The following is a 22032-nucleotide window of genomic DNA, read 5'->3' as shown; positions in this document are numbered from 1 at the left end:
CACATGGCGCGTGAAGGCCTCCTTCCCTCGGCTGAGCCGGGGGAAGGAGGCCTTCACGCGCTAAGAACCCAGCTCACTCGCCGAAGTTCTGGTCCACGAGCTCTTTGATCTTGGTGAGGGCTTCCTCGGCCTGCGCGCCCTTCGCGCGGACCTCGATCCGGTCGCCCTGACGGGCACCGAGCGCCATCAGCGCGAGCACGCTGTTGGCGTCCGCGGTCTCGTCGCCGAGCCGCACGGTGACCTGCGCGTCCAGCCCCGCGATGCTCCGGACCAGGACCGCGGCGGGCCGAGCGTGCAACCCGACGTCGTTCCGCAGTGTGAGCTCGACACTGCTCTCGCCGTCCTGCGCGCCTTCGTCGAACGTCAGGTCCGGTGGCGCGCCCGCCGCCGCCGCGGCTTCGGCGACGGCCTTGCGGTTCGCCCCGCCCTGTGCCGCGACGGCGGCGGCGATCGCGCCTTCGACCAGCGGCGCGTCCACGACGACCGCGGCCGACGGGTCGGCGAGCGATTCGACGGCCAGTTCCGCGGTCATCTGCGCGCTGCCGAGGTCGTACAGCAGGACGACGCCCGCGCCCGAATCGGCTCGCTGCGTCGCGGCGACGACCTCGTCGTAATCCGTCCCGATCCCGCCGTCGGCGAGGCCGCCCGCCGCCGCGATGGTGACGTCCGGCGCCATCTGCGCGGCGAGTTCCGCGAGCCCTTCGGCGAGTTTGGCGCTGTGGGAGACGAGCACGATTCCGACGCTCACTTGGCGGCCTCCGCGAACGCGCGCAGCAGCAGAGCCGTCGAACGGGCACCGGGGTCCATATGCCCCTTGGCCCGCTCGCCGAGGTACGAGGCCCGGCCCTTGCGCGGTACGAGCTCCACAGTGGACTCGGCGCCCTTGTCCGCGGCGTCCGCCGCGGCGGTCAGGATCTCCGCGATGCCGGAGCCGGAGGCCTCCTCGGCCGCGGAGACGGCGGGGATCAGGGCGTCGACCATGGTCGCGTCTCCCCCGACGGCCTTGCCTCGCGCCTGCACTCCTTCGAGTGCCGCGCGCAGGGCCTCGACGAGCAGCGGACCGTCCACTTCGGCCGCGTCGCCCAGCTTGACCGACGCGCGCAGGAAAGCCGTGCCGTACAACGGGCCCGCCGCGCCACCGACCTTCGAGATCAGCGTCGTGGCGGCGAGCTTCGCGACCGCGGCGGGGGTTTCGGGCGTAGCGGTGTCCAAAGCGGACACGATGGCGGCGAAGCCGCGGTCCATGTTCTCGCCGTGGTCGGCGTCGCCGATCGCGCGGTCGAGGTCGACCAGTTCGGCTCGATGCTCGGCGATCACGGCGGCCGCCGCCCGCAAGGCGGCGGCGATCGTCTCGGCGGTGCAGGCCATCAGACTCCCCACCTCAGGGCCGGGGTGTTCACCGGCGCGTCCCACAACTCGGTCAGCTCGTCGTCCAGTTTCAGCAACGTCAGGCTCATCCCCTGCATCTCGAGGCTGGTGATGTACGGCCCCACCAGCCGCCGTTCGACCACGATCCCACGCTCGGCCAGCAGCCGCTCGGCGATCCCGTGTGCCAGGTACAGCTCGACCAGCGGGGTCCCGCCCATCGAGTTCGTGAACAGCAGGACCTTGTCGCCCTCGGCGAAGGGCAGGTCCGTGACCACCGCGTCCACCATGCGCGCGACGAGTTCGTCGGCCGTCACCACCGCGGTCCGCTCGATACCGGGTTCACCGTGGATGCCGATGCCGAACTCGATCTCGTCGTCGGCGAGGTCGAAGCTCGGCTCGCCCGCGTGGGGCACGGTCGGCGCGGTGAGCGCGACGCCGATCGACCGCACCTGGCCGATCACCTTGCGCGCCAAGGCCTCCACCGCGTCGAGCGTGTCGCCCCGTTCGGCGGCGGCACCGGTGACCTTCTCCAGCAGTACCGTGCCGCCGACCCCGCGACGGCCGGCCGTGTAGGTGGAGTCCTTGACCGCGACGTCGTCGTCGATCACCACACTGCGCACGTCCAGCCCTTCGGCGGCGGCGAGTTCCGCGGCGGTCTCGAAGTTGAGCACGTCGCCGGTGTAGTTCTTCACGATCAGCAACGCGCCCGCGTCCCCGGTGGTGGCCTTGACCGCGGCCTCCACGGCGTCCGGCGTCGGGGAGGTGAACACCGCGCCGGGGACGGCGGCCGCGAGCATGCCCTGCCCGACGAAGCCGCCGTGCAGCGGTTCGTGCCCGGAGCCGCCGCCGGAGATCACCGCGACCTTGCCCGCCACGGGCGCGTCCACCCGCACCACGAGCGCCGGGTCGTCCTCCACGCGCAGGACGTCCGCGTGCGCCGCGGCGAGCCCGCGCAGGGATTCGGCGACCACCGTCTTCGGGTCGTTGATGATCTTCTTCAAGGGTGGCCTCCGGCACGTCGGCGGGTGGGGTGTCCCCTTCCTACCTCGCGCGGCCGGATGCCGCCAGCGTCAGGGCTTCGGGAGCTTGGAGATCACCGATTCGGCGATCTTCGACGCCTTACCGCACGACGCCGCTTCGTCCTTCTTCTCGTCGTAGTTCTTGTAGATCACGCTGGCGATCTCGACCTCGTCGTCGGCCCACGGCTTGTGCTGCCACTCGATCTTGCACTCGGCGTCGCTGCCGCTGCCGATCTTCTGGTAAGCGGTGACGCCGCCGATGTCGACCTTCTTGTTCCCGTCGCGTTCCGCCGGCGGAAGGCCGCGGCGGAAGTTGATCGAGATCCTCGGGTTGGAGCCCGGCGTCCAATCGCAGGAGTGGAAGGTGGTCAGCGTGCTCGCGCCATGCGGCACCACCTCGCTGAGGACGGCGTTGTCGGCGGCGGTGCACGGGTCGACCGCGGTGAGCGTGCCCGCGACGGCCGGGTATTTCGCCGGTGACGCGTGCAGGCTCTTCACGGCCTTCGCGGCCACCGCACGGCCTGTCGCGCACGCGTCGCCGCCGTCGTAGGTGACCGAGAAGCTGATCCCGCGCTCAGGCTTGCGCAGGGTCATGATGCCGACGTCGCAGCTCTTCCCGTCCTTGTCCTTCCGCTCGATCTGCGGCAATCCCTCGACCGCCGAAACGGTGACGCCGTTGGCCGACGAGTAGACCGACGCGCCGATTTCGACCCTGACCGTGAGTGCCTTGCCGCCGGCGTCCACGGCCTTCGCCCGGCAGGTGCCGAACGAGCTGAGATTCGCCGTCGGGTCCTCCGGCGTGCCGAGGCCGCCCATGACCTCCTTGCTCACCAGCCCGCACGGGTCGATCGTGCGCAGCACCGCCGGGGTGACCGCGGGATCGTTGATGTCCCCGTCGGGCACCGAGCCGGAACCGGAGCCGGGTTCGGCGGCGACGGTGGTCCGGGCGAAGTTGGACTTGCCGAGGTTCTGACCGCAGGCCGACACCGCGCCGAGCGCGGCCACCAGGGCCAGCACGGACGCGATCCGGCGACGTCGAGCGTTGAACAGCACGAAGTGCACGGTAGCCGGAGCTCCTCGCCGGTGTCCGGACAACCCGGCTATTCGCCCTCGGTGCTCGGTGGCACCACGATGGGGCGCAGCTTCGCCCACAGCACGAACAGCGCCGCGAACACCAGCATGCCGATGCCCGCCCACAGGTTGATCCTGACACCGGCGGCCTTGGCCAGCTCCTCCTCGGTGGTGAACCACAGGCCCATGATCGTGAGCACCAGCCCGTAGCCGCCGATGAGCAGCGCGATGATCAGCCGGATGTCGAAGACGCCGGCCTTCTTGGGAGCTTGCGACGCAGCCATCTCCGGCCTCCTAGAAGATGATGTTGAGCACGATGGTCAGGATCAGCACGATGCCCGCGAGCAGTCCCGGCTTGCGGTACCAGCCCGCGTCGTCGCCGGTCTCGTCGTGCTTCAGCGACTCCTTCGGGGTGAGGGAGTAGACCAGGCCGACCAGCTGGGCCTCCGGCTTCGGCGCGGTGGCGAGCGAGACCCCGACGCTGACCGCGATGTCGACGACGAACGCGGTACCGGCGGCCACGAAGCTGATGCCCTGCCCGGTGAGCCCGAGGACCCCGGCCTGCGACAGCAGCCACACGGTGATCGCTGACGCGGTACCGGACACCAGGCCGACCCAGCCCGCCGTCGGCGTCATCCGCTTCCAGAACATACCGAGGATGAAGGTGGCGAACAGCGGTGCGTTGAAGAAGGAGAACAGGTCCTGCAGATAGGTCAGGATGTTCCCGGAGTTCGACGCGATGAACGCGGTCCCGATCGCGAGCACGGTGCCGATGGCGGTGACCAGGCGGCCGAGCCGCAGGTAGTAGCCGTCCGACTCGTTCTTCTTCACGTACGACTGCCAGATGTCGTAGGTGAAGACGGTGTTGAACGAGCTCAGGTTCGCGGCCATGCCCGCCATGAACGAGGCGAGCAGACCGGCGAGGGCGACGCCGAGCATGCCGTTGGGCAGCAGGTCGCGCATCAGCAGCAGGATCGCGTTGTTCGCGGTCACGCCGCTGGGCGCGTCACCGCCCTCGAGCAGGATCTGCTTGTCCTGGACGTACTCGGACACGGTGACCGCGGCGATCATGCCGGGGATGATCACGATGAACGGGACCAGCATCTTCGGGAAGGCGCCGATGATCGGCGTCCGCCGCGCGGCCGACATGCTCTTCGACGCCATCGCGCGCTGGACCTCGACGAAGTTCGTGGTCCAGTACCCGAAGGACAGCACGAAACCGAGACCGAAGACGAGACCGAGGACCGACAGGAAGCTGTTGCCGAAACCGGTGAGGTTGTCACCCGGCCACGAGTGCAGCTGCGCTTCACCGCCGGGGCTCGCGGTGACCTTGTCGACCAGGCCCTGCCAGCCGCCGACCTTCACCAGGCCGACGATGGTCAGCGGCAGCAGCGCCGCGACGATCACGAAGAACTGCAGGACCTCGTTGTAGATCGCGGCGGAGAGACCGCCGAGCGCGGTGTAGGAGAGCACGACCGCGGCCGCGACGATGATCGACACCCACAGCGGCCAGCCGAGCAGGAGGTTCACGACGCTGGCGAGCAGGAACAGGTTCGCGCCCGCGATGAGGATCTGCGCGCTCGCGAAGCTGATGCCGTTGACCAGGTGGGCGGGTTTGCCGAACCGGCGGAGCATGAACTCCGGGACACTGCGGACCTTCGAGCCGTAGTAGAACGGCATCATCACGATGCCGAGGAACAGCATCGCCGGGATCGCGCCGATCCAGAAGTAGTGGACGGTCGGCAGACCGTAGAGCACGCCGTTGGCCGACATGCCCATGATCTCGACCGCGCCGAGGTTCGCCGAGATGAAGGCGAGACCGGTGACCCAGGCGGGCAGCGAGCGGCCGGAGAGGAAGAAGTCGAGGCTGCTCGAGACCGACCTTCGCGCCATGTACCCGATGCCGAGCACCAGCGCGAAATAGAAGGCGAGCAGGACGTAGTCGATCGGACTTGCGTCGAGCCGCAGGTTCGCATCGGCCAGCACGTGCAACCGACTCACCTCCATAGTGAAAATGTCCACGAGAAACGCCTGGATCACGTCAATCGCGGACCATACTGCATGGATTCAGGAGTGGCAGTGCGGGTGGCCGGCGACCGCCCTGACGTGTCTGTTTCGGGACAATTCTTGACAATTCCTGTCCGCTCACCGGCAGAACTGCCGTCCCGGCGGCGCGGTGAGTCCGGTTGGCTGCCTCGATGGACTGGACCCTCGTCGAGCGCGCGTCCTGGATCGCGGGCATCGTCAGCGCTCTGCTGGCGGTCCTCGCGGCCTGGATGGCATACCGGGCCACCAAGGGGACGACCCGCGATCTCGCGCTGCTCATCTCCGCGGCCACGGACAAGCCCGAGGTACTGGAGCGCGTGGAAGCCGCCGCACGGGAGCGGGTCGAGACCATCAGGCGGCGGGTGCGCGCCGTACTGGCCACGACCACTTCAGCGGCGGGTTTTCTCGCCGCCGCCGGCCTGATCGCGTTGCTGCTGGCGTCCATGCCGGATCACGTGCGGACCAAGGTCGCGGGTGGCGACACACCCCGGACGGTGCAGGAGTGCTCGAAAGCGGGCGAAGCGACGTTATGCGCCCCGATGCACATCTACGAACTGGCTCCCGGCGAAAAGGCCGAGACCCGGTTCGAGGGTGTCCACCGGCCTTCGAAACGAGGTACCGGCATGCTGACCGTCGAACTGCCCGATTGCGAGGCGGAGGTGCGATGGCACGTGTCGGTCGGCGGCGCGGTGGCCGCCCAGGCCATCTCCCGCGACAGCTTGGTGCGCGTCGAGTTCCCCGTGGCGAGCGAGCAGGGATACACGTTCACGGCGGAACGTCCCGCCGGCTCGGGCTGCCCCGAAACCGAAGTGCGAGTGCGGACCGGGATCACCTTCGAGGATTAGGACGCGGCCGGAAAAGGGCCGCTCCGTCGCCGGAACGGCCCTTTCCCGTGACCGGTGGGGGTTTACCGGTCCGTGGGCAGGCCCACTTCGCCGTCCTCCTCGATCAACCGGGCGAGGACGTCGTCCGGCATGTACGTGCGGTGCGGGTAACCCGCGCCCCACGAGTTGAGGAACGGCACGGCGCCGAGTTCGTCGGCACGCGGGTTGCCGAGGACCTCGTGCACCTCGTCGACCGACTTCGCCCAGCGATAGGCGTGGAGGCCGTTCTTGACGTCGGGCGTGTAGGCGGCCCGCTTGACGTGGTCGTCGTCCGTGTAGGTCTCGGACCACGGGACGTGGCCCAGTTCGAGCAGGACCTCGGCCGCCGCGCGGACGGACGTGCCGTTGTTGTCGCCGGGGTTGGTCTCGCCCCATTCGTCACGCAGTTTCGACTGGTCCCACAGCCACCGTGCGGCATACAGGTCGCCGTTGAACATCGTCATGCAGCGCGACCAGCCGAAACCGACGCAGGCGCCTTCCTTGCCCTGGTCGTAGAAGGCGTACTGGGTGTCGCCGTCGGTCGATTCACCGGGTTCGAGGCAGACGCAGTGCCCGCCGCGGATCCTGGTGAGCGATTTCGCGCCGCCCTTCGCGACGAAGAACTCGCCGGACTTCTCGTCCTTCTCCGGCACGTCGAATTCCTTGTACCAGTTGACGCCGATGACGACCGGCGACCGGGTGGGCCGGTCCTCGGTGGCCAGCGCGGTCAACGGATAGCGCTCGACGTGGCGCCAATCGTCCGGGACGAACCGGCCGAGGCGGCCGTCCGCCGGGTCACTGCCGATCGGGCGATAACGCATGGGATCCTCCTATCCCTCATCCCACCGGAACACCGCCGGCGAGTTCACTGCTGCACGATCTTTTCCAGAAACCGCCGCGCGGCCTCCCGCCCGCTTTCGAAGAGGCGTTTCTTCTCCTCTTCGCCGAGCCCGAAGTCGACGGCGGAAATCCCGGTCGTGTCGACGTACACCGTCCGCCGGTTCACACCTTCCTCGTGCAACCGGTAACGATTCCAGTCCGACAGCAGGGTTTCGAGCGAACCGATGGCGATCCGCAACGCGCTCTTCACCGGTTTGTCCTTGCCGCCCGCGGGTTCCCCGGACAGCTTCACGCCCCAGGTCGGCCACCGCGGCTTCTTCGCGTCGGTCCGGTCGAAGACGGTGATCGGGAAGTTCGACAGCAGGCCGCCGTCGACCCACGTGACGGTCCCCTCGGGGTGGACGTCGAACTGCACCGGCCGGAAGTAGAGCGGGATCGACATCGACGCGCGGACGGCGTCGACGATCTTCTCCGCACCGGGATCGCGGCCGTACTGGGAATAATCCCAAGGCAACCGGACGAGTACGCGGCGAGTCAGGTCGCTGACGTGGACGACGAGGGAATACCGTTGATACGGAAGCAAAGTCCCTTCGGGATCGTCAACGGTGAGATCGGCGAAGGTGCGCACGCCGATCTCTTCCAGCAAGGGCGTGAGCCACTCGGTGAGATAGTCACCGGAGTGCATCCCGTCGTGCAGCAGCAGATCGACGCCGTCCCCGATGGGCCCGGCGACCTTGTCGAGCAGGGACCGGTCCTGGAAACGGCGGCAGTCCAAGTCGTTCATCACCGCTTCCAGCCCGCCGAGATCCTTCCCCGCCTTCTGATACGCGGCGACGAGCGCCGCGACGATCGCGCCCGCGCTCGTCCCGGCGATCCGGGGAAACGAATAGCCCGCTTCGTGCAACTCCAGCACCGCGCCGAGCAGCCCGATGCCTTTGACACCGCCGCCTTCCAGCACGAGATCGACGTTCTTCCGAGAATCGGCCATGGCACATCACCCCTGCACCCGCGACCGCCGAAGGTCGGCGGTACCCCTCGCGGAAATCGAGTGTGACACAGCGCGAGACCGGCCAATCCGGCGTTCACCCGAATGGCACAGAAATAGCTGGTTCTTGTGCGAAAGAACGCGAGTTCGTTAATTTCCCGCCGCCCTTTCGGGCATTCTGTGGCGCGAGAAAGAATGCAGATACGAATCCGAGGACTCGATTCGATATCGGCTGTTCAACTGCCGAAGCCGACGCAAGTAGTCCCCTGGATGCGGTGGTTGCACGCGCAACTACCGCATCCAGGGGACTACTTGCGAAACTCAGAACAGGCGGAACTCGTCCGATTCGATGCCGCGCAACGCGTCGTAGTCCAGCGTGAGGCACCGGATCCCCCGGTCCTCGGCCAGCACCCGCGCCTGCGGCTTGATGATCTGCGCGGCGAAGACACCCTGCACCGGCGCCAGCAGCGGGTCCCGGTTGAGCAGTTCGAGGTACCGCGTCAGCTGCTCGACGCCGTCGATCTCGCCGCGTCGTTTGATCTCGACGGCAACACTGGCACCGTCGGCGTCGCGGGCCATGATGTCGACCGGCCCGATCGCGGTCGGGAATTCCCGCCGCACCAGGGTGTAGCCCTCACCGAGGGTCTTGATGTGCTCGGCGAGCAGTTCCTGCAGGTGCGCCTCGACGCCGTCCTTCTGCAGTCCCGGTTCCGCGCCGAGTTCCTGGGCGTGGTCGTGGAAGATCTCGTCGATCGTGATGACGAGCTTCTCCCCCTGCTTGTTCTCGACGATCCACAGCTTGCCGTCCTCGATCAGCCAGCACGGCGGGCTCATCCAGTTCAGCGGCTTGTAGGCGCGGTCGTCCGAGTGCACGGACACCGAGCCGTCGGCCTTCACGAGCAGCAGCCGGGTGGCCATCGGCAGATGGGCGGTCAGACGGCCGGCGTAGTCGACCTGGCAGCGAGCGATCACAAGGCGCACCCCGCGAGGGTAGGACAAGCACGGCGATACTGTGCGCATGGACCCCGTTCAGCGTGTCAGCTCCCGCGAGGTGTACCGGAACGACTGGATGGCCTTGCGCGAGGACGCCGTCCGGCGGCTCGATGGTTCCGAGGGGATCTACGCCGTCGTCGACAAACCGGCCTGCGCCGTGGTGATCCCGTTCGACGGCGCCAGGTTTCACCTGGTCGAGCAGTTCCGCTATCCGGTCGGGATGCGGCGCTGGGAGTTCCCCATGGGCACCGCGCCCGAACTGGCCGACGTCCCGCCACTCGAACTCGCCGCCCGCGAATTGCGGGAGGAGACCGGGCTGATCGCGGGCTCGATGGCCGATCTGGGCAGGACCGACGTCGCGCCCGGGTTTTCGAGTCAGCGCGGGCACGTGTTCCTCGCCACCGATCTCACCCAGGGTGAAGCCCAGCGCGAGATCGAGGAGCAGGACATGCGGACGGCGTGGTTCGAGCGCGGCGAGTTCGAAAAGATGATCGCTTCGGGCGACATCACCGACGCTCAGACGCTGGCCGCCTACACGCTTCTGCTCATGCGCGAGCGCGTTCTCTGAACTCAGTCGGGCCACACCGGGGAACGCTTCTCCAGGAAGGCCGCCATCCCCTCACGTGCACCGGGCAGCCGCGAAGCCGAAGCCATCACTTCCAGTGCCAGCGCGTAGGCGTCGGCCTCGGGCCGGTCCAGCTGCGCGTAGAGGGTCTGCTTGCCCATCGCCTTGCTGGCCCGGCTCCCTCGCGTCGCCCGTCCGAGCAGCGAAGCGACGGCCTCGTCCAGCGATTCGTCCGGCACGACGCGGTTCACCAGGCCCCAGTCCAGGGCGGTCGCGGCGTCGACGACGTCGCCGGTGAGCGCCAGTTCCATCAGGCGTTTCCGCCCGATCGCGCGCGCCACCGGTACCGCGGGCGTGTGGCAGAACCAGCCGCCCTTGCCACCGGGAAGGGCGAAGCCGGCGGACTCCGCGGCGACGGCGAGGTCGCACGAGGCCACCAGCTGGCAGCCCGCCGCGGTCGCCAGCCCGTGCACCCGCGCGATGACGACCTGCGGGACCGACTGCATCGTGCCCATCAGGTCTGTGCACAGCCGCAGCAGCTCGCGGACGCCCATCAGGTCGCGTGCGGCGACGTCGCCGAAGTCGTGTCCCGCCGAGAAAACCGGCCCGGCGCCGGCCAGGACGACCCCGGTGGCGTCGGTCTCCCCGGCCTCGCGGAACGCCGCGAGCAACTCGGCGAGGTGGTCCGCCGACAGTGAGTTGCGCCGCGCGGCGCGGTTCATGGTGATCGTGACGGTGTCACCGTCCCGCTTCACGAGGATGTGCTCGTACTCGGCCATGCTTCGACGGTAACCGACCGGAACGTCCGGCGATACGAATCAGGGCCGACACCGACGTCGGCCCGGAGCCGTCGTCGCAGGTTGGCGGCGGTGCCGAGGCCGGATCGCTGTGCGACCCGCTCGACCGGGAGTTCGGTGGTCTCCAGCAGCCGCCGCGCGAGCCGCACCCGCTGGGCGCGGAGCCACCGGCCCGGTGTCACGCCGGTGGCCGCCGCGAACTCGCGGTGGAAGGTCCGCTCGCTCAGCCCGGCGTGCCCGACGAGGTCGTCGACGCCGATGTCGTCGGCGATCCGCTCCAGCGCCCAGTCCATTGTGGACGAGACACTCGGCCGCGACGGCTTGGGCGGCAACGGGTTGTCGACGTACTGCCGCTGGCCGCCCTCCCGTGCGGGCGGCATCACCAGCCGCCGGGCGAGGGCGGCGGCGATCTCGGCGCCGTGATCGCGGCGGACCAGATGCAGGCAGAGATCCAGCCCGCCGACCACCCCGGCCGAGGTCAGGATGTCACCCTCGTCGGTGAACAGGACATCTCGCTGGACGACCGCGTCGCGAGCGGCGGCTTCGAGGTCGTCCAGCAGCCGCCAGTGCGTGGTGACGGACCGGCCGTCGAGTAGCCCCGCCGCGGCGAGGGTGAAGGCCCCGGAGCACAGCGACGCCACGGTGATCCCCGCCCGGTGTGCCTTGCGCAGCACGGCGACGGCGGCCGCGGGCACCTCGGCGTGCGGATCCACCCGGCCGGGCACGAGGACGAGATCGCAGCCCGCCAGCCCGCTCAGCCCGTGAGTGGCCTCGATCCGGCCGAACGGATGGACGGCGACCGAGCCGCGGCCGGCCGCGCAGAGCCGGACCTCGAAGGGGCCGATGCCGCTGTCGGTCCGGTCGACACCCCAGACCTCACCGATCACGCCCAGGTCGAAGGACCGGCTGCCCGGCAGGAGGAGTACACCCACGGTTCGCATGGCAGAAAAGTACCGCATCGCGCTTCTTCTGCCACTCCCCTTCGAGAACGATGCGCGTGAAACTCGAATCATGACCACTGAGAACAAGGCCCTGCTCGTGATCGACGCCCAGCGCGGCTTCGACCGACCCGTCTGGGGTCCGCGCAACAACCCCGGCGCGGAGGCCAACATCAAGGCGCTCGTCGACGCCTACCAGGAGCGCGGGCTGCCGATCGTGCTGGTGCACCACGACTCCGTGAAACCCGGCTCGTCGCTGCGACCGGGGCAGGAGGGCAACCACTTCAAGCCCGAACTCGACGGCGTGCGCGCGGATCTGGTGTTCGGCAAGAAGGTCAACTCGGCCTTCCACGGCGACATCGATCTCGACGGATGGCTGAAGACCCGCGGCATCACGTCGTTCGTGCTCGCCGGCATCCAGACGAACTTCTGCTGCGAGACCACCGCGCGCGTCGGCGGGAACCTCGGCTACGACGTGACTTTCGCGCTCGACGCCACTTTCACCTTCGACCTCGCCGGGCCGGACGGCAGCGTCCTGACCGCCGACGAACTGGCCAAGGCGACCGCGACGAACCTGCACGGCGGCGGATTCGCCACGGTCACCTCGACGAAGGAGATCCTGGCGAGCCTTTGAGGCGCGGTGGCCTCGCCAGCCGACGTTGCGAAAGCCACTTTCGCGACATCTGACGTCCCGAAAGTGGCTTTCGCGACGTGCTCCGCCGAGGCTTCCGGACCCACTTCGGCCGGGCTGGTCGTGAGTGGTAAGTGTCGTTCTAACGACACTTACCACTCACGACCACCTGGACCGCCGCCCTCCCGCAGCTGCTCCGCTAGGCCCGGTCGATGACCGCCTTGAGGAACCGCCGCGTCCGGTCGTGCTCCGGGTCGTTGAACAGCTTGTCCGGCGTGGCGTCCTCCAGCACCTGCCCCTGGTCGAACATCATCACCCGATCCGAGACATCGCGCGCGAACTGCATTTCGTGCGTGACACAGAGGATCGTGATGTCGGTGGACGTCGCGATCTCACGCAGCACGCGCAGGACGTCGGCGACCAGTTCCGGGTCGAGCGCGGAGGTCACCTCGTCCAGCAGCAGCACGTCCGGCCGCATCGCGAGCGCACGGGCGATCGCGACGCGCTGCTGCTGGCCGCCGGAAAGCCGTGTGGGATGCGCGTCCTTCTTGTCCGTGAGCCCCACCATTTCCAGCAGTTCGACGGCCCGCGCCTCGGCCTCGTCCTTGGCGACGCCGAGCGAACGGATCGGCGCCTCGGTGATGTTGCGCAGCACGTTCATGTTGGGGAAGAGGTTGAACTGCTGGAACACCATGCCGATCCGTTTGCGCGACTCCCGCAGGTGCTTCTCGTCCGCGGGCACCAGTTTCTCGCCGCGCTTCATATGACTCAGGTAGTCGCCGCAGACCTCGATGGTCCCGCCGTCGACCTTCTCCAGTGTCATCAGCAGCCGCAGGATCGTCGTCTTCCCGGACCCGCTCGGCCCGATCAGCGAGACGAACTCCCCCGGCGCGACGGTGAAATCGAGGTCCCGCAGCACGACGTGGTCCCCGTAGGACTTGACCACCTGCGAGAACCGGATCATCGGGGAATCAACTGTGGGCGGCACGTCGCTCCAACCTTCTCACCAGAATCGAAGCCGGCAGGCTCACCAGCAGGAACAGCACCCCGGCCAAGGTGTACGGCTCGACGACGCGGAACGTGTCGGCACCGACCTCCTTCGCCCTCGCCAGGACGTCGACGACGCCGATCGCCAGCAGCAACGGGGTTTCCTTGAACATCGAGATCGTGTAGTTGCCGAGCGCGGGCAGCACCCGCGGCACCGCTTGCGGCAGGACGACCGCGGTCCACACCCGTGACCTCGGGAGGTTCAGCGCGGTCGCGGCCTCCCACTGTCCTTTCGGGACGGCCTCGATCCCGGCGCGGTAGACCTCGGCCGCGTACGTCGCGTAATGCACGCCGAGCGCGATGACGCCGGTGGCGAACGGGGACAGGGTCATCCCGCCGACCGGCTGGATCACGTAGTAGAGAACGAACACCTGGATCAGCAGCGGCGTGCTGCGGACGAACTCGATGAACAGCCGGACCGCCTGGGACAGCACGGGAATCCCGCTGCGGTGGACCAACGCGAACACCAGGCCGAGCACGTACGCGACCGCCGAGGCGAGCAGGGTGATCTCGACGGTGACGAGAAGCCCTTCCAGCAGCAGGGGAATCGAGTCGAAGGCCGATTTCCAGCTCCAGTCCATCACACACCTCCCGCGGTGGCCGTCATCTTGGCCGGGGCCCGGCCGAGGCGCCGCGCGGCGTGCCGTTCCAGCAGCCGCATCCCGCTCGTGATCAGCAGCGCGAGCAGGAGGTAGAGCACGAGTTCGGTGCCGTAGATCCAGCCGATCTCGGCACTGAACACCGGCCGCAGCAGTTCACCTTGGCGAGCCATCTCCGGGACACCGATGAACGACAGCAGCGCGGTGCTCTTCAGCAACTGGATGAAGAGATTGTTGAAGGGTGGCAGCATTTCCGCGAACGCCTGCGGCAGGATCACCCGCCGCATCCGCTGGACCGGGCTCAGGTTGAGCGCGACGGCGCCCTCGAACTGCGCACGCGGCACCGAGTTCACCGCGCCGCGGACGATCTCCGCACCGTAGGCCCCGTGATTGAGGCCCAGCACCAGGATTCCGGCGAACATCGGCACCAGCTGGAGGCCGACGAGCACCGGAAGCACGAAATAGAGCCAGAACAGCTGGACGACTTCCGAGGTGCCGCGGAAGATCTCGACGTAGACCCGGGAAATACCCCGCACCGCCCGGGACGGGGACCTCAGCGCCAGCCCGGCGGCCAGCGAGAGCACCACGGTGAGCGCGATCCCGCCGAGCGCCGCGGTGACGGTCGCGGTCAGTCCACTGAGGACGGACGTGATGATATGCGATACCGACGACGACATGGGTTCCGCCTCGTCACACCGCGCAGAGTTTCTCGGTGGTCACGTCGGCCTTCGGCAGGTTGTCCGCCGAGAATCCGAACGGTGTCACGATCCTCGTCCATTCACCGCTGTCGTGCAGCTTCTTGAGTTCGGCGTTGAACGCCTCGCGCAGCGGGTTGTCGTCCTTGCGGAAGACGAAGGCACCGGCGGACACGACCGGTTTGCCGTCCTTGATCGGATCGAAGCCGGGCGTGACTTCGGCTGCCGCACCGGGGCTCTTCGCCAGAACGTCCTTGAGCGAGATGTCGGTGAGCGCGGCGCAGTAGACCCGGCCGTCGGTGACCGCGCGGAGCATGTTGTCCTGCGAATCGAGGGTGACGATCTGGTCCTCGGCGACACCGGAGTCGGTGGCGTACCCCTTTTCCACGGCCGCCGAGAGCACGGCGACCTTGACCTTCTTGGCCGCGATGTCCTCGAACTTCAGTACTTGCTGCGGATTTCCCTTCGGTACCAGCAGAGCGGTCAGCGCCGAGTAGTCGGGGATCGAGAAGGCCGCCGCGTCGCAGCGCTCCTTCTTGATGTTCATGCCCGCCGCGACGACGTCGTACTTCCTGGCGTTGAGCGCGGGGATCAACTGGTCGAAGGAGACCGCTTCGGCGTCCACGTTGTCGATGCCCATGGCCTTGAAGACGGCGCGGGCGACCTCGGGCGCCTCACCGGTGACCCGGCCGCTCTGGTCCGTGAAACCGTACGGTGCTTCGTTCGCGATACCGATCTTGATCTTCTTCGCGTCCTTGGCCGCCTGCAACGCGTCCCCGGAAGTCGTCGTCGTGCACGCGGACAACAGCACCGGACCGCCGATCGTCACCGCGCCCAGAACCGCGGACCGCCGGAAGAACTCCCGCCTCGACCACTCGCCGTGCACCATCGCGGCACCTCTTTTCGATTAATCGGTTTTAATCGAAACGTAGGTGGGTACCTTGGCGCGGGCAGTGCGAGCGGGTGACGAACCACCCGCCGTTACGGGACCGAGATTTACGGTGACTTTAGGTGCTCAGACCGTGGCGCTCCCGCACCAATCCGACAATTCCGTCCATGATGTCGGTGAGTTCGTAGTCCTTCGGCGTGAACACCTTCGCGATCCCCCGCTCCAGCAGGAGCTTCTCGTCGTCGGGCGGGATGATACCGCCGACGATGACCGGGATGTCGCCCGCGCCCGCGGCCCGCAAGCCGTCCACCACCTGCGGCACGACCTCGAGATGCGAACCCGAGAGCACCGAAAGCCCGACGACGTGCACGCCCTCCTGGACGGCGGCCGCGACGATCTGCTCCGGGGTGAGCCGGATGCCCTGGTACACCACCTCGAAACCGACGTCGCGCGCCCGCACGGCCACCTGCTCGGCACCGTTCGAGTGGCCGTCGAGGCCGGGTTTGCCGACCAGGATCCGCAGCCGCTCACCGATTTCGATGTTCGTCGCCTTGATCCGCTCGCGGACCCGGCGGATCTCCTCGTTGCCCTCACCCGCGGCCGCCGACGCGGAAACCCCGGTGGGAGCGCGGTATTCGCCGAACACCTCGCGCAGCGCGCCCGACCATTCGCCGGTGGTGACCCCGGCGCGGGCACAGTCGATCGTGGCCTCGAACAGGTTCTCCGACGTCTTCGCGATGGTCTTCAGGTTCTCCAGCGCCGACTCGGCGGCCGCGTTGTCGCGCCGCGTCCGCCATTCCTCGATCGCGGTGACGGCCTGCTTTTCGACGGCGGGGTCGATCGTTTCGATCGCCTTGGCCCCTTCGGCCTGCAACGGCGAAGGCTCGGTGGTCTCGAACTTGTTGACCCCGACCAGGATCCGCTCACCGTTCTCCATACCGCGCCGGTACTCCGCGAGCGAGGCGACGAGCTGGGACTTCATGTAGCCGCTCTCGACGGCCGCGACGGCGCCGCCGAGATCCTGGACGCGCGCGATCTCCTCGCGCGCGCCGGCCATGATCTCGTCGACCTTGGCCTGGATGACGTGCGAGCCGTCGAAGATGTCCTCGTACTCCAGCAAGTCGGTCTCGAACGCGAGCACCTGCTGCATCCGCAGCGCCCACTGCTGGTCCCACGGCCGGGGCAGGCCGAGCGCCTCGTTCCACGCGGGCAGCTGGATCGCGCGGGCCCTGGCACCACGGGAAAGCGAGACCGCGAGCATCTCCAGCACGATGCGCTGGACGTTGTTCTCCGGCTGTGCCTCGGTCAGGCCCAGCGAGTTGACCTGCACGCCGTAGCGCAGCCGTCGTGCCTTGGGATCCGTTACGCCGTAACGGTCCCGGGTGATCTCGTCCCACAGCGCGGTGAACGCGCGCATCTTCGACATCTCTTCGACGAACCGCACCCCGGCGTTGACGAAGAACGAGATCCGCGCGACCACCTTGGCCATGTCGGCCTGTTCGACCTGCCCGGAATCGCGGACCGCGTCGAGGACGGCGATGGCGGTGCACAACGCGTACGCGACCTCTTGCGTCGGCGTCGCGCCGGCTTCCTGCAGGTGATAGCTGCAGATGTTGATCGGGTTCCACTTCGGCACGTGGTGCACGGTCCACGCGATCATGTCGGTGATCAGGCGGAGACTCGGGCCCGGCGGGAAGATGTAGGTGCCGCGCGAGAGGTATTCCTTGATGATGTCGTTCTGCGTGGTGCCGGTGAGCTTGGCCAGCACCTCGTCCACGTCACGGCCCTCGGCTTCGGCCTGCTCACGCGCCACGGAGACGTAGAGCGCCAGCAGCCACATGGCGGGCGCGTTGATCGTCATCGACGTGTTGGCCTCGGCGAGCGGGATGCCGTCGAAGAGGCGCCGCATGTCGCCGATATGCGAGACCGGGACACCGACCTTGCCGACCTCGCCCTTGGACAACTGGTGATCCGGGTCGTAGCCCGTCTGCGTCGGCAGGTCGAAGGCGACCGAAAGACCGGTCTGCCCCTTCGCGAGGTTACGGCGGTACAGCTCGTTGGACGCGGCCGCGGACGAGTGGCCCGCGTAGGTCCGCATCACCCAGGGGCGGTCCCGTTCACGGTCCGTGGGATAGGGCACGGTGCACCTCCGGCGCTGGACGACCGCCTGAGTGTACCGGCCGGTAACATCTGCCGCGCAGTTGAATCGAACACAGTCGGGTCATTCTTTCCTGCTGGAAGATGCCCAGGCCCCGGGCGGACGACACGGGACCCGGGCACCGGGATCAGACGACCTCGAGTCCGATGCGGAACCCGTCCGGGTCGAAGGCGTTGGCGTCCAGTGCGAAGTCACTCTGCCCACCGCCCTGGCTCGCCCAGCGGGTGAAGGCGGGCACGCCCTCGGGCTCGCCGCGGTCGACAGCCAGGATCGACAGGCGCAGGTCGTTGATCTGGACCCCGGCGGGCAGCGGGCGCGTCTCCAGGAACAGCCGATACTGGTCCGGGTCGAAGGAGTTGCTGTCGGTGATCAGATCGGTCGTGCCGCCCCCCTGGCTCGCCCACGGTGTGTAGGCGACGGGACCGAGTTCCCTGCCGCCGTCGCGAGCCTGCCCGCCGATCCGGAAGTCGACCTGGTTCAGCAGACCACCGCCGAACGCGGGGTTGAGATCGATCCTGGCGCCGTCGGGGTCGAAGTTGTTGCTGTCCCCGGCCCACTGGGAAACACTGCTGCCGAAATTGGCGAACCCGGTGAACTGCTCGACCCCGAATCCGCCGCGGCCGCCGTTGTCGGCCAGCTGGATGCCGACCCGGAAGTTGGGGGGCGTCGCCGCCTCCGCCGTCGCGGGTGCGATGACGAGCGAAAGGCCTCCGGCGACCAGAAGCGCGAAGGTTCTCCCTAAGAGTTTACGCATTTCTCTCTCCTGTCGGAATCCGCGTTTTCCGGACCGGCGGGGCATCCGGTTCCGGACCGGCGAGGAGAGATTCGCCTGCGGGACCACCGGGAAATGTTGTGGAAGTGTTGTGGCCGTCGACTACGGATTTCGGCGGTGCCGCGCCTCTTCGACGGCTTTCGCCAGCTTCTCGCGCACCTTGCCGACTTCGCTGACCCCCACGAGGATGACCGGGGCCTTCCGGTCCTTGCCCTGCCCGGCGCCGTAGTTCGCCGACGCCCACGCCAGCACCCCGAGCCTGCCGAACGTGATCGTCCCGGTCTTGCCGGGCCCAGGGGTGACGACGGGATCCGCCAGTTCGGCCAGCGCCACGGACTCCTCCTTGCGGCGGAACAGCGAACTGGTCTCGATGACGCGGCCGTCCGTCACCGCGTACGTGGTCGAGGCGAGCCTGAGATAGCGGATCAGCGGCCTGCCGGCGAGATGGACCACGCCCGCGGCGGTGAGCACGATCCACGCGACCGTGTGGAACGCCGTGTCGTGGTTGCCGGCGAAGAAGAGCGTGACACCGCCGAGCCAGAGCAGGCCGACGGGGACGTTGAAGTAGTCGCCGGGATTGAAGAGGGGCCTGCGCACCGGCTGCCCGGCCCAGATGACCCGTTCGCCTGGAAGGAGGTCGATCTGCCCCTCGTGCATGCCACGCCACACTACCCGTCCGCGAGGCGGGCGACAGTGTCCGATCGTCGGTGCGGTGCCGGGCCGAACGGACCTGTCCGCCTTCGGCCGCGCCCGGGACTGTGACCGAAATCCGCGAGACTCGGCCCGCACCCGGCGTCTAGCGTGGGTAAGCGTGACATGGAGTTCGTACAGCAGCTATCTGGTCATCGTCGTCCTGATCGTCCTCGCGCCGGGGCCGGACACGATGGTGATGCTCAAGAACTCGCTCTCCGGCGGCACCCGCGGCGGTTTCCTCGCCACGGCCGGGATCTTCGTGGCCAACGCCGTCCAGGGCACCGCCGCCGCGCTCGGCCTCGGCGTCGTCATCGCGCAATCGCAGCCGGTGTTCGTGACGCTCAAATGGGTCGGTGCCGCGTACCTGGTCTTCCTCGGTTTCCAGGCGTTGCGAGGCGCGTGGCGAGGTGACTATTCCGGTGTCGCGGCGGTGAAGCAGCAGCGGTCGAGCGGGTTCCGCCGCTTCCGCGAGGGCTTCCTTTCCAACATCACCAACCCGAAGGTGCTCGTGCTGTACCTCTCGGTGCTGCCCCAGTTCCTCGATCCCGTGACGACGTCGGCGTGGCACGCGCTGCTGCTCGCCTACACCGTCGCGGTGCTGGGCGCGGTCTGGCTGCTGACGCTGCTGTTCTTCGTGCACCGCGTGCGGGCCTGGCTGGAACGCCGCAAGGTCCGGCGCGCGCTCGACGGCGTCACCGGGACCGCGCTGGTCGGTTTCGGCGCCGCTCTGGTGCTCGAATCATGACCTGGGGTGTCTACGGCGGTTTCGCGCTGATGATGCTGGCGCTGGCGCTCGTCCCGGGACCGGACAACATGGTGGTGCTGAAGAACGCGCTGTCCGGCGGTGTCCGCGGTGGCGGCTGGGCCTGTTTCGGCATCGGCGTCGCGAATCTCGCGCAGGCGACCGCGGCGGCGCTCGGCCTCGGCGCGGTCATCATGAACTCGCGGCCGGTGTTCGAGGCCGTGAAATGGGCGGGCGCGGCCTACCTCTGCTACCTCGGCGTCCGGGCCCTGATCGGCGCCTTCCGCGGCGACTACGGCCTGCTCGCCGAGACCGCCGCCGCCCGGAGCGGATTCCGCCGCTGGCGGGAGGGTTTCCTCTCCAACTTCACCAATCCGAAGGTCCTCGTCCTGTACCTGTCGGTGCTGCCGCAGTTCCTGACCCCTGGCGTCACCGGCACCGGTGACGCCCTGCTGCTGGCCTACACGATCGCGGCGGCGGGCACCGTCGCCCAGCTTCTGCTGTTGTTCTTCGTGCACCGCGTGCGGGCCTGGCTGGAACGCCGCAAGGTCCGGCGCGCGCTCGACGGCGTCACCGGCACCGCACTGATCGGTTTCGGCGCCGCTCTCGTGTTCGAGTAACCCCTTCGGTCGTTCACGCGATACTCCAGTTGTCGCAATGGCGCGACCTTAGGAGGCTTCGATGAACAAGAAGACCTACGGCGTTCTCGCCGGAGCCGCCTTCTCCCTGCTCCTCCTCGGCGCGGGACCCGCCGACGCCGGCGAACGCGGCAACGGTGGCGCTCCTCCCGGACACGCCAAGGACACCACCAAACCGCAACCGCCGTCCAAAGCGGACTTCTCCGGGCACGGTGCCAACAAGCACGGCCCCTACGACTCCACACGGGACGGTTCGCCGTCCGCCAACGGCAACGGCGGCGGTGTGGCCGCCGGCAAACCCTGCGCCGGTTGCGTCGGCAAGGCCGACAACAAGAACCCGCCCGGACAGCTGCCCGGCGGCTCAGACGCCAACGCGGGCTACGAATGCGACCGCAACCACGGCGTCGGGCGCGGCAATCCCGCGCACACCGCCTGCGTGCCGGACCGGACACCGCCCGCCACGAAGCCGCCGGTCGAGCCTCCCCCGCCCGGGGGATCGCACGGCGAGGTCGTACGCCCCGCGGTCGTGCCGGTGGCGGCGGCCCCCGCCGCGGCCGTCGCGCCTCGCACCGGCACCGCGGTCGGCGCGGTGGCGAGCCCCTCTTCGCTGGCCAAGACCGGTTTCGATCTCGAACCCGTGCTGCTGACCGGGCTGGGGTCGCTGGCCGCGGGTGCCGCGCTGTACGCGGGGACCCGGCGGCGCAGGGACGCGTGACTACTTTCGGCGGATGACTTTCGGGCGCCCACCACGTTGAATCCCGTCTCCAGAAGCACGAGACGAGGAGGCCGTTCGTGAGATTCACCCCCGCCGCCACCGTCGCGGCGATGGCCGCCGCCCTGCTGCTGGGCGGTGCCACCGCCGCGCCCGCGATCAACTCCTACAACGCCACGCCCGCACCGGAGCGCACCGAAGTCGGTGCCCTCGTCGCGACCTGGGACAACGACGGCGACCCCGCCACGCCCGACCGGGTCGACTGGGTGTGCTCCGGCACGATGGTCGACGCCGACACCTTCCTCACCGCCGCGCACTGCACCAGCGATTGGCCCGCCAACGTGCGGTTCTTCGTCTCACTCGACCATGACGTGCAAGCGGGCCTCGACGCGGCGGCGAAGAAGTACCCCGGCGACCCGGCGGCGATCGCCAAGGCCGTCGCCGTGGAAGGGGTCGCGCACAACGAGCCCGGATACCCCGGAAACTCGGCCGACTCGCACGACATCGCCGTCGTCCAGGTGCCCGCGAAACAGATCGCCGCGCGCTGGACCTTCACTCCCGCCACGTTGCCGGGCGCCGGCCAGCTCGACGCGCTCGGGCCGCAGTCGCTGAACTCGACGCCGTTCGTGGTCGCCGGCTACGGCACGCAGGAAGCCGTGAACGGGCCGGGCGGGCACACGCATCCGGGCGGCGGGGTCCGGATGAAGGCGCCGGTCACCTTCAACGCGCTGAACGACACGTGGGTGCGGCTGGCGATGACGGCACCCCAGGGCAACGGCGGCGCCTGCTACGGCGACTCCGGCGGACCGAACTTCGCCACCATCGGCGGCAAGCGTGTCCTGGTGTCGACGACCATCACCGGCGACGGGCCCTGCTACGCCACCAACGTCACCTACCGGCTGGACTCGCCGACGTCGCGTGACTTCCTCGCGCCGTTCGTCGCCCTGCCCTGAGCACGCGTGAAGGCCCCC

The 22032-nt window shown here is 68.5% G+C and carries 25 protein-coding genes; 7 read left to right on the top strand and 18 right to left on the bottom strand.

The features are described from left to right. Positions 1 to 73 precede the first annotated feature (73 nt). The 6 genes from dhaM to CVV72_RS36880 all read right to left on the bottom strand — a co-directional run bounded on the left by dhaM (position 74) and on the right by CVV72_RS36880 (position 5450). On the bottom strand, positions 74 to 748 hold the full coding sequence (dhaM, locus tag CVV72_RS36905; RefSeq protein WP_219148891.1) for a dihydroxyacetone kinase phosphoryl donor subunit DhaM: 675 nt from the start codon (positions 746 to 748) through the stop codon (positions 74 to 76). Continuing rightward, the gene (dhaL, locus tag CVV72_RS36900; RefSeq protein ID WP_219148890.1) at positions 745 to 1368 is read right to left on the bottom strand and encodes a dihydroxyacetone kinase subunit DhaL; all 624 of its coding nucleotides are present in this window, start codon (positions 1366 to 1368) and stop codon (positions 745 to 747) included. The genes dhaM and dhaL overlap by 4 nt, the downstream gene beginning before the upstream one ends. Then, entirely contained in the window at positions 1368 to 2369 is a 1002-nt protein-coding gene (gene dhaK, locus CVV72_RS36895; protein ID WP_192743204.1) for a dihydroxyacetone kinase subunit DhaK, read from the bottom strand. Before dhaK ends, dhaL begins: the two co-directional genes overlap by 1 nt. 69 nt (positions 2370 to 2438) lie before the next feature. Further along, positions 2439 to 3440, bottom strand: a complete 1002-nt coding sequence (locus CVV72_RS36890) for a DUF3558 domain-containing protein (protein ID WP_255632380.1) — start codon at positions 3438 to 3440, stop codon at positions 2439 to 2441. Between the two features lie 47 nt (positions 3441 to 3487). Beyond that, entirely contained in the window at positions 3488 to 3742 is a 255-nt protein-coding gene (locus CVV72_RS36885; protein ID WP_034308885.1) for a hypothetical protein, read from the bottom strand. Positions 3743 to 3752: 10 nt separating this feature from the next. Next, on the bottom strand, positions 3753 to 5450 hold the full coding sequence (locus CVV72_RS36880) for a sodium:solute symporter family protein (RefSeq protein WP_126732870.1): 1698 nt from the start codon (positions 5448 to 5450) through the stop codon (positions 3753 to 3755). Between the two features lie 206 nt (positions 5451 to 5656). Here CVV72_RS36880 and CVV72_RS36875 point away from each other — a divergent pair, with 206 nt between their 5' ends. Further along, positions 5657 to 6349 (top strand): hypothetical protein, encoded by a 693-nt coding sequence (locus CVV72_RS36875; RefSeq protein WP_219148886.1) that lies wholly within the window; start codon positions 5657 to 5659, stop codon positions 6347 to 6349. Between the two features lie 62 nt (positions 6350 to 6411). On the opposite strand, the gene CVV72_RS36870 is transcribed toward CVV72_RS36875, so the two are convergent. The 3 genes from CVV72_RS36870 to nucS form a co-directional block, all read right to left on the bottom strand. After that, positions 6412 to 7188 carry a hypothetical protein gene (locus CVV72_RS36870; protein WP_219148884.1) on the bottom strand — a complete coding sequence of 259 codons (777 nt, stop codon included), beginning with the start codon at positions 7186 to 7188 and terminating at the stop codon, positions 6412 to 6414. 44 nt (positions 7189 to 7232) lie between these two features. After that, on the bottom strand, positions 7233 to 8195 hold the full coding sequence (locus CVV72_RS36865; protein ID WP_219148882.1) for a patatin-like phospholipase family protein: 963 nt from the start codon (positions 8193 to 8195) through the stop codon (positions 7233 to 7235). Positions 8196 to 8513: 318 nt separating this feature from the next. After that, positions 8514 to 9173 carry an endonuclease NucS gene (nucS, locus tag CVV72_RS36860; protein WP_044852472.1) on the bottom strand — a complete coding sequence of 220 codons (660 nt, stop codon included), beginning with the start codon at positions 9171 to 9173 and terminating at the stop codon, positions 8514 to 8516. Positions 9174 to 9210: 37 nt separating this feature from the next. Here nucS and CVV72_RS36855 point away from each other — a divergent pair, with 37 nt between their 5' ends. Next, on the top strand, positions 9211 to 9753 hold the full coding sequence (locus CVV72_RS36855; RefSeq protein ID WP_219148880.1) for an NUDIX hydrolase: 543 nt from the start codon (positions 9211 to 9213) through the stop codon (positions 9751 to 9753). A 2-nt stretch (positions 9754 to 9755) separates the two neighbouring features. On the opposite strand, the gene CVV72_RS36850 is transcribed toward CVV72_RS36855, so the two are convergent. Together CVV72_RS36850 and CVV72_RS36845 are read right to left on the bottom strand one after the other, a co-directional pair. Beyond that, on the bottom strand, positions 9756 to 10529 hold the full coding sequence (locus CVV72_RS36850) for an enoyl-CoA hydratase-related protein (protein ID WP_219148878.1): 774 nt from the start codon (positions 10527 to 10529) through the stop codon (positions 9756 to 9758). Then, on the bottom strand, positions 10502 to 11488 hold the full coding sequence (locus CVV72_RS36845) for a GlxA family transcriptional regulator (RefSeq protein ID WP_219148876.1): 987 nt from the start codon (positions 11486 to 11488) through the stop codon (positions 10502 to 10504). The genes CVV72_RS36850 and CVV72_RS36845 overlap by 28 nt, the downstream gene beginning before the upstream one ends. Before the next feature lie 70 nt (positions 11489 to 11558). Here CVV72_RS36845 and CVV72_RS36840 point away from each other — a divergent pair, with 70 nt between their 5' ends. Then, positions 11559 to 12119 (top strand): cysteine hydrolase family protein, encoded by a 561-nt coding sequence (locus tag CVV72_RS36840; protein ID WP_219148874.1) that lies wholly within the window; start codon positions 11559 to 11561, stop codon positions 12117 to 12119. A gap of 196 nt (positions 12120 to 12315) precedes the next feature. Here the strand turns inward: CVV72_RS36840 and ehuA are convergent, their stop codons facing one another. The 7 genes from ehuA to CVV72_RS36805 form a co-directional block, all read right to left on the bottom strand. Next, positions 12316 to 13080 carry an ectoine/hydroxyectoine ABC transporter ATP-binding protein EhuA gene (gene ehuA, locus CVV72_RS36835; protein WP_219154367.1) on the bottom strand — a complete coding sequence of 255 codons (765 nt, stop codon included), beginning with the start codon at positions 13078 to 13080 and terminating at the stop codon, positions 12316 to 12318. 7 nt (positions 13081 to 13087) lie between these two features. Then, positions 13088 to 13744 carry an ectoine/hydroxyectoine ABC transporter permease subunit EhuD gene (gene ehuD / locus CVV72_RS36830; RefSeq protein WP_219148872.1) on the bottom strand — a complete coding sequence of 219 codons (657 nt, stop codon included), beginning with the start codon at positions 13742 to 13744 and terminating at the stop codon, positions 13088 to 13090. Beyond that, complete coding sequence (gene ehuC / locus CVV72_RS36825) at positions 13744 to 14439, bottom strand: ectoine/hydroxyectoine ABC transporter permease subunit EhuC (protein WP_219148870.1); 696 nt, start codon at positions 14437 to 14439, stop codon at positions 13744 to 13746. The genes ehuD and ehuC overlap by 1 nt, the downstream gene beginning before the upstream one ends. A 13-nt stretch (positions 14440 to 14452) precedes the next feature. Continuing rightward, on the bottom strand, positions 14453 to 15346 hold the full coding sequence (ehuB, locus tag CVV72_RS36820; RefSeq protein WP_219148868.1) for an ectoine/hydroxyectoine ABC transporter substrate-binding protein EhuB: 894 nt from the start codon (positions 15344 to 15346) through the stop codon (positions 14453 to 14455). Between the two features lie 118 nt (positions 15347 to 15464). After that, on the bottom strand, positions 15465 to 17444 hold the full coding sequence (locus tag CVV72_RS36815; protein WP_255632816.1) for a protein meaA: 1980 nt from the start codon (positions 17442 to 17444) through the stop codon (positions 15465 to 15467). A 187-nt stretch (positions 17445 to 17631) separates the two neighbouring features. Next, on the bottom strand, positions 17632 to 18258 hold the full coding sequence (locus tag CVV72_RS36810; protein ID WP_219148865.1) for a hypothetical protein: 627 nt from the start codon (positions 18256 to 18258) through the stop codon (positions 17632 to 17634). A gap of 120 nt (positions 18259 to 18378) precedes the next feature. Then, entirely contained in the window at positions 18379 to 18933 is a 555-nt protein-coding gene (locus tag CVV72_RS36805) for a hypothetical protein (RefSeq protein WP_219148863.1), read from the bottom strand. A gap of 154 nt (positions 18934 to 19087) precedes the next feature. Between CVV72_RS36805 and CVV72_RS36800 the strand changes: the two genes are divergently transcribed. The 4 genes from CVV72_RS36800 to CVV72_RS36785 all read left to right on the top strand — a co-directional run bounded on the left by CVV72_RS36800 (position 19088) and on the right by CVV72_RS36785 (position 22014). Continuing rightward, entirely contained in the window at positions 19088 to 19714 is a 627-nt protein-coding gene (locus CVV72_RS36800) for a LysE family translocator (RefSeq protein WP_219148862.1), read from the top strand. Beyond that, positions 19711 to 20331, top strand: coding sequence for a LysE family translocator (locus CVV72_RS36795; RefSeq protein ID WP_219148859.1), 621 nt, complete (start codon positions 19711 to 19713; stop codon positions 20329 to 20331). Before CVV72_RS36800 ends, CVV72_RS36795 begins: the two co-directional genes overlap by 4 nt. A gap of 61 nt (positions 20332 to 20392) precedes the next feature. Further along, entirely contained in the window at positions 20393 to 21064 is a 672-nt protein-coding gene (locus CVV72_RS36790) for an LPXTG cell wall anchor domain-containing protein (RefSeq protein WP_255632379.1), read from the top strand. A 77-nt stretch (positions 21065 to 21141) separates the two neighbouring features. Beyond that, complete coding sequence (locus CVV72_RS36785; RefSeq protein WP_219148857.1) at positions 21142 to 22014, top strand: trypsin-like serine protease; 873 nt, start codon at positions 21142 to 21144, stop codon at positions 22012 to 22014. Positions 22015 to 22032: the final 18 nt, after the last annotated feature.

The organism is Amycolatopsis sp. TNS106, assembly GCF_019330265.1.
In the GTDB taxonomy this organism is placed as follows: Bacteria; Actinomycetota; Actinomycetes; order Mycobacteriales; family Pseudonocardiaceae; genus Amycolatopsis; species Amycolatopsis lurida.
This window is presented reverse-complemented; position numbering and strand designations above follow the sequence as displayed.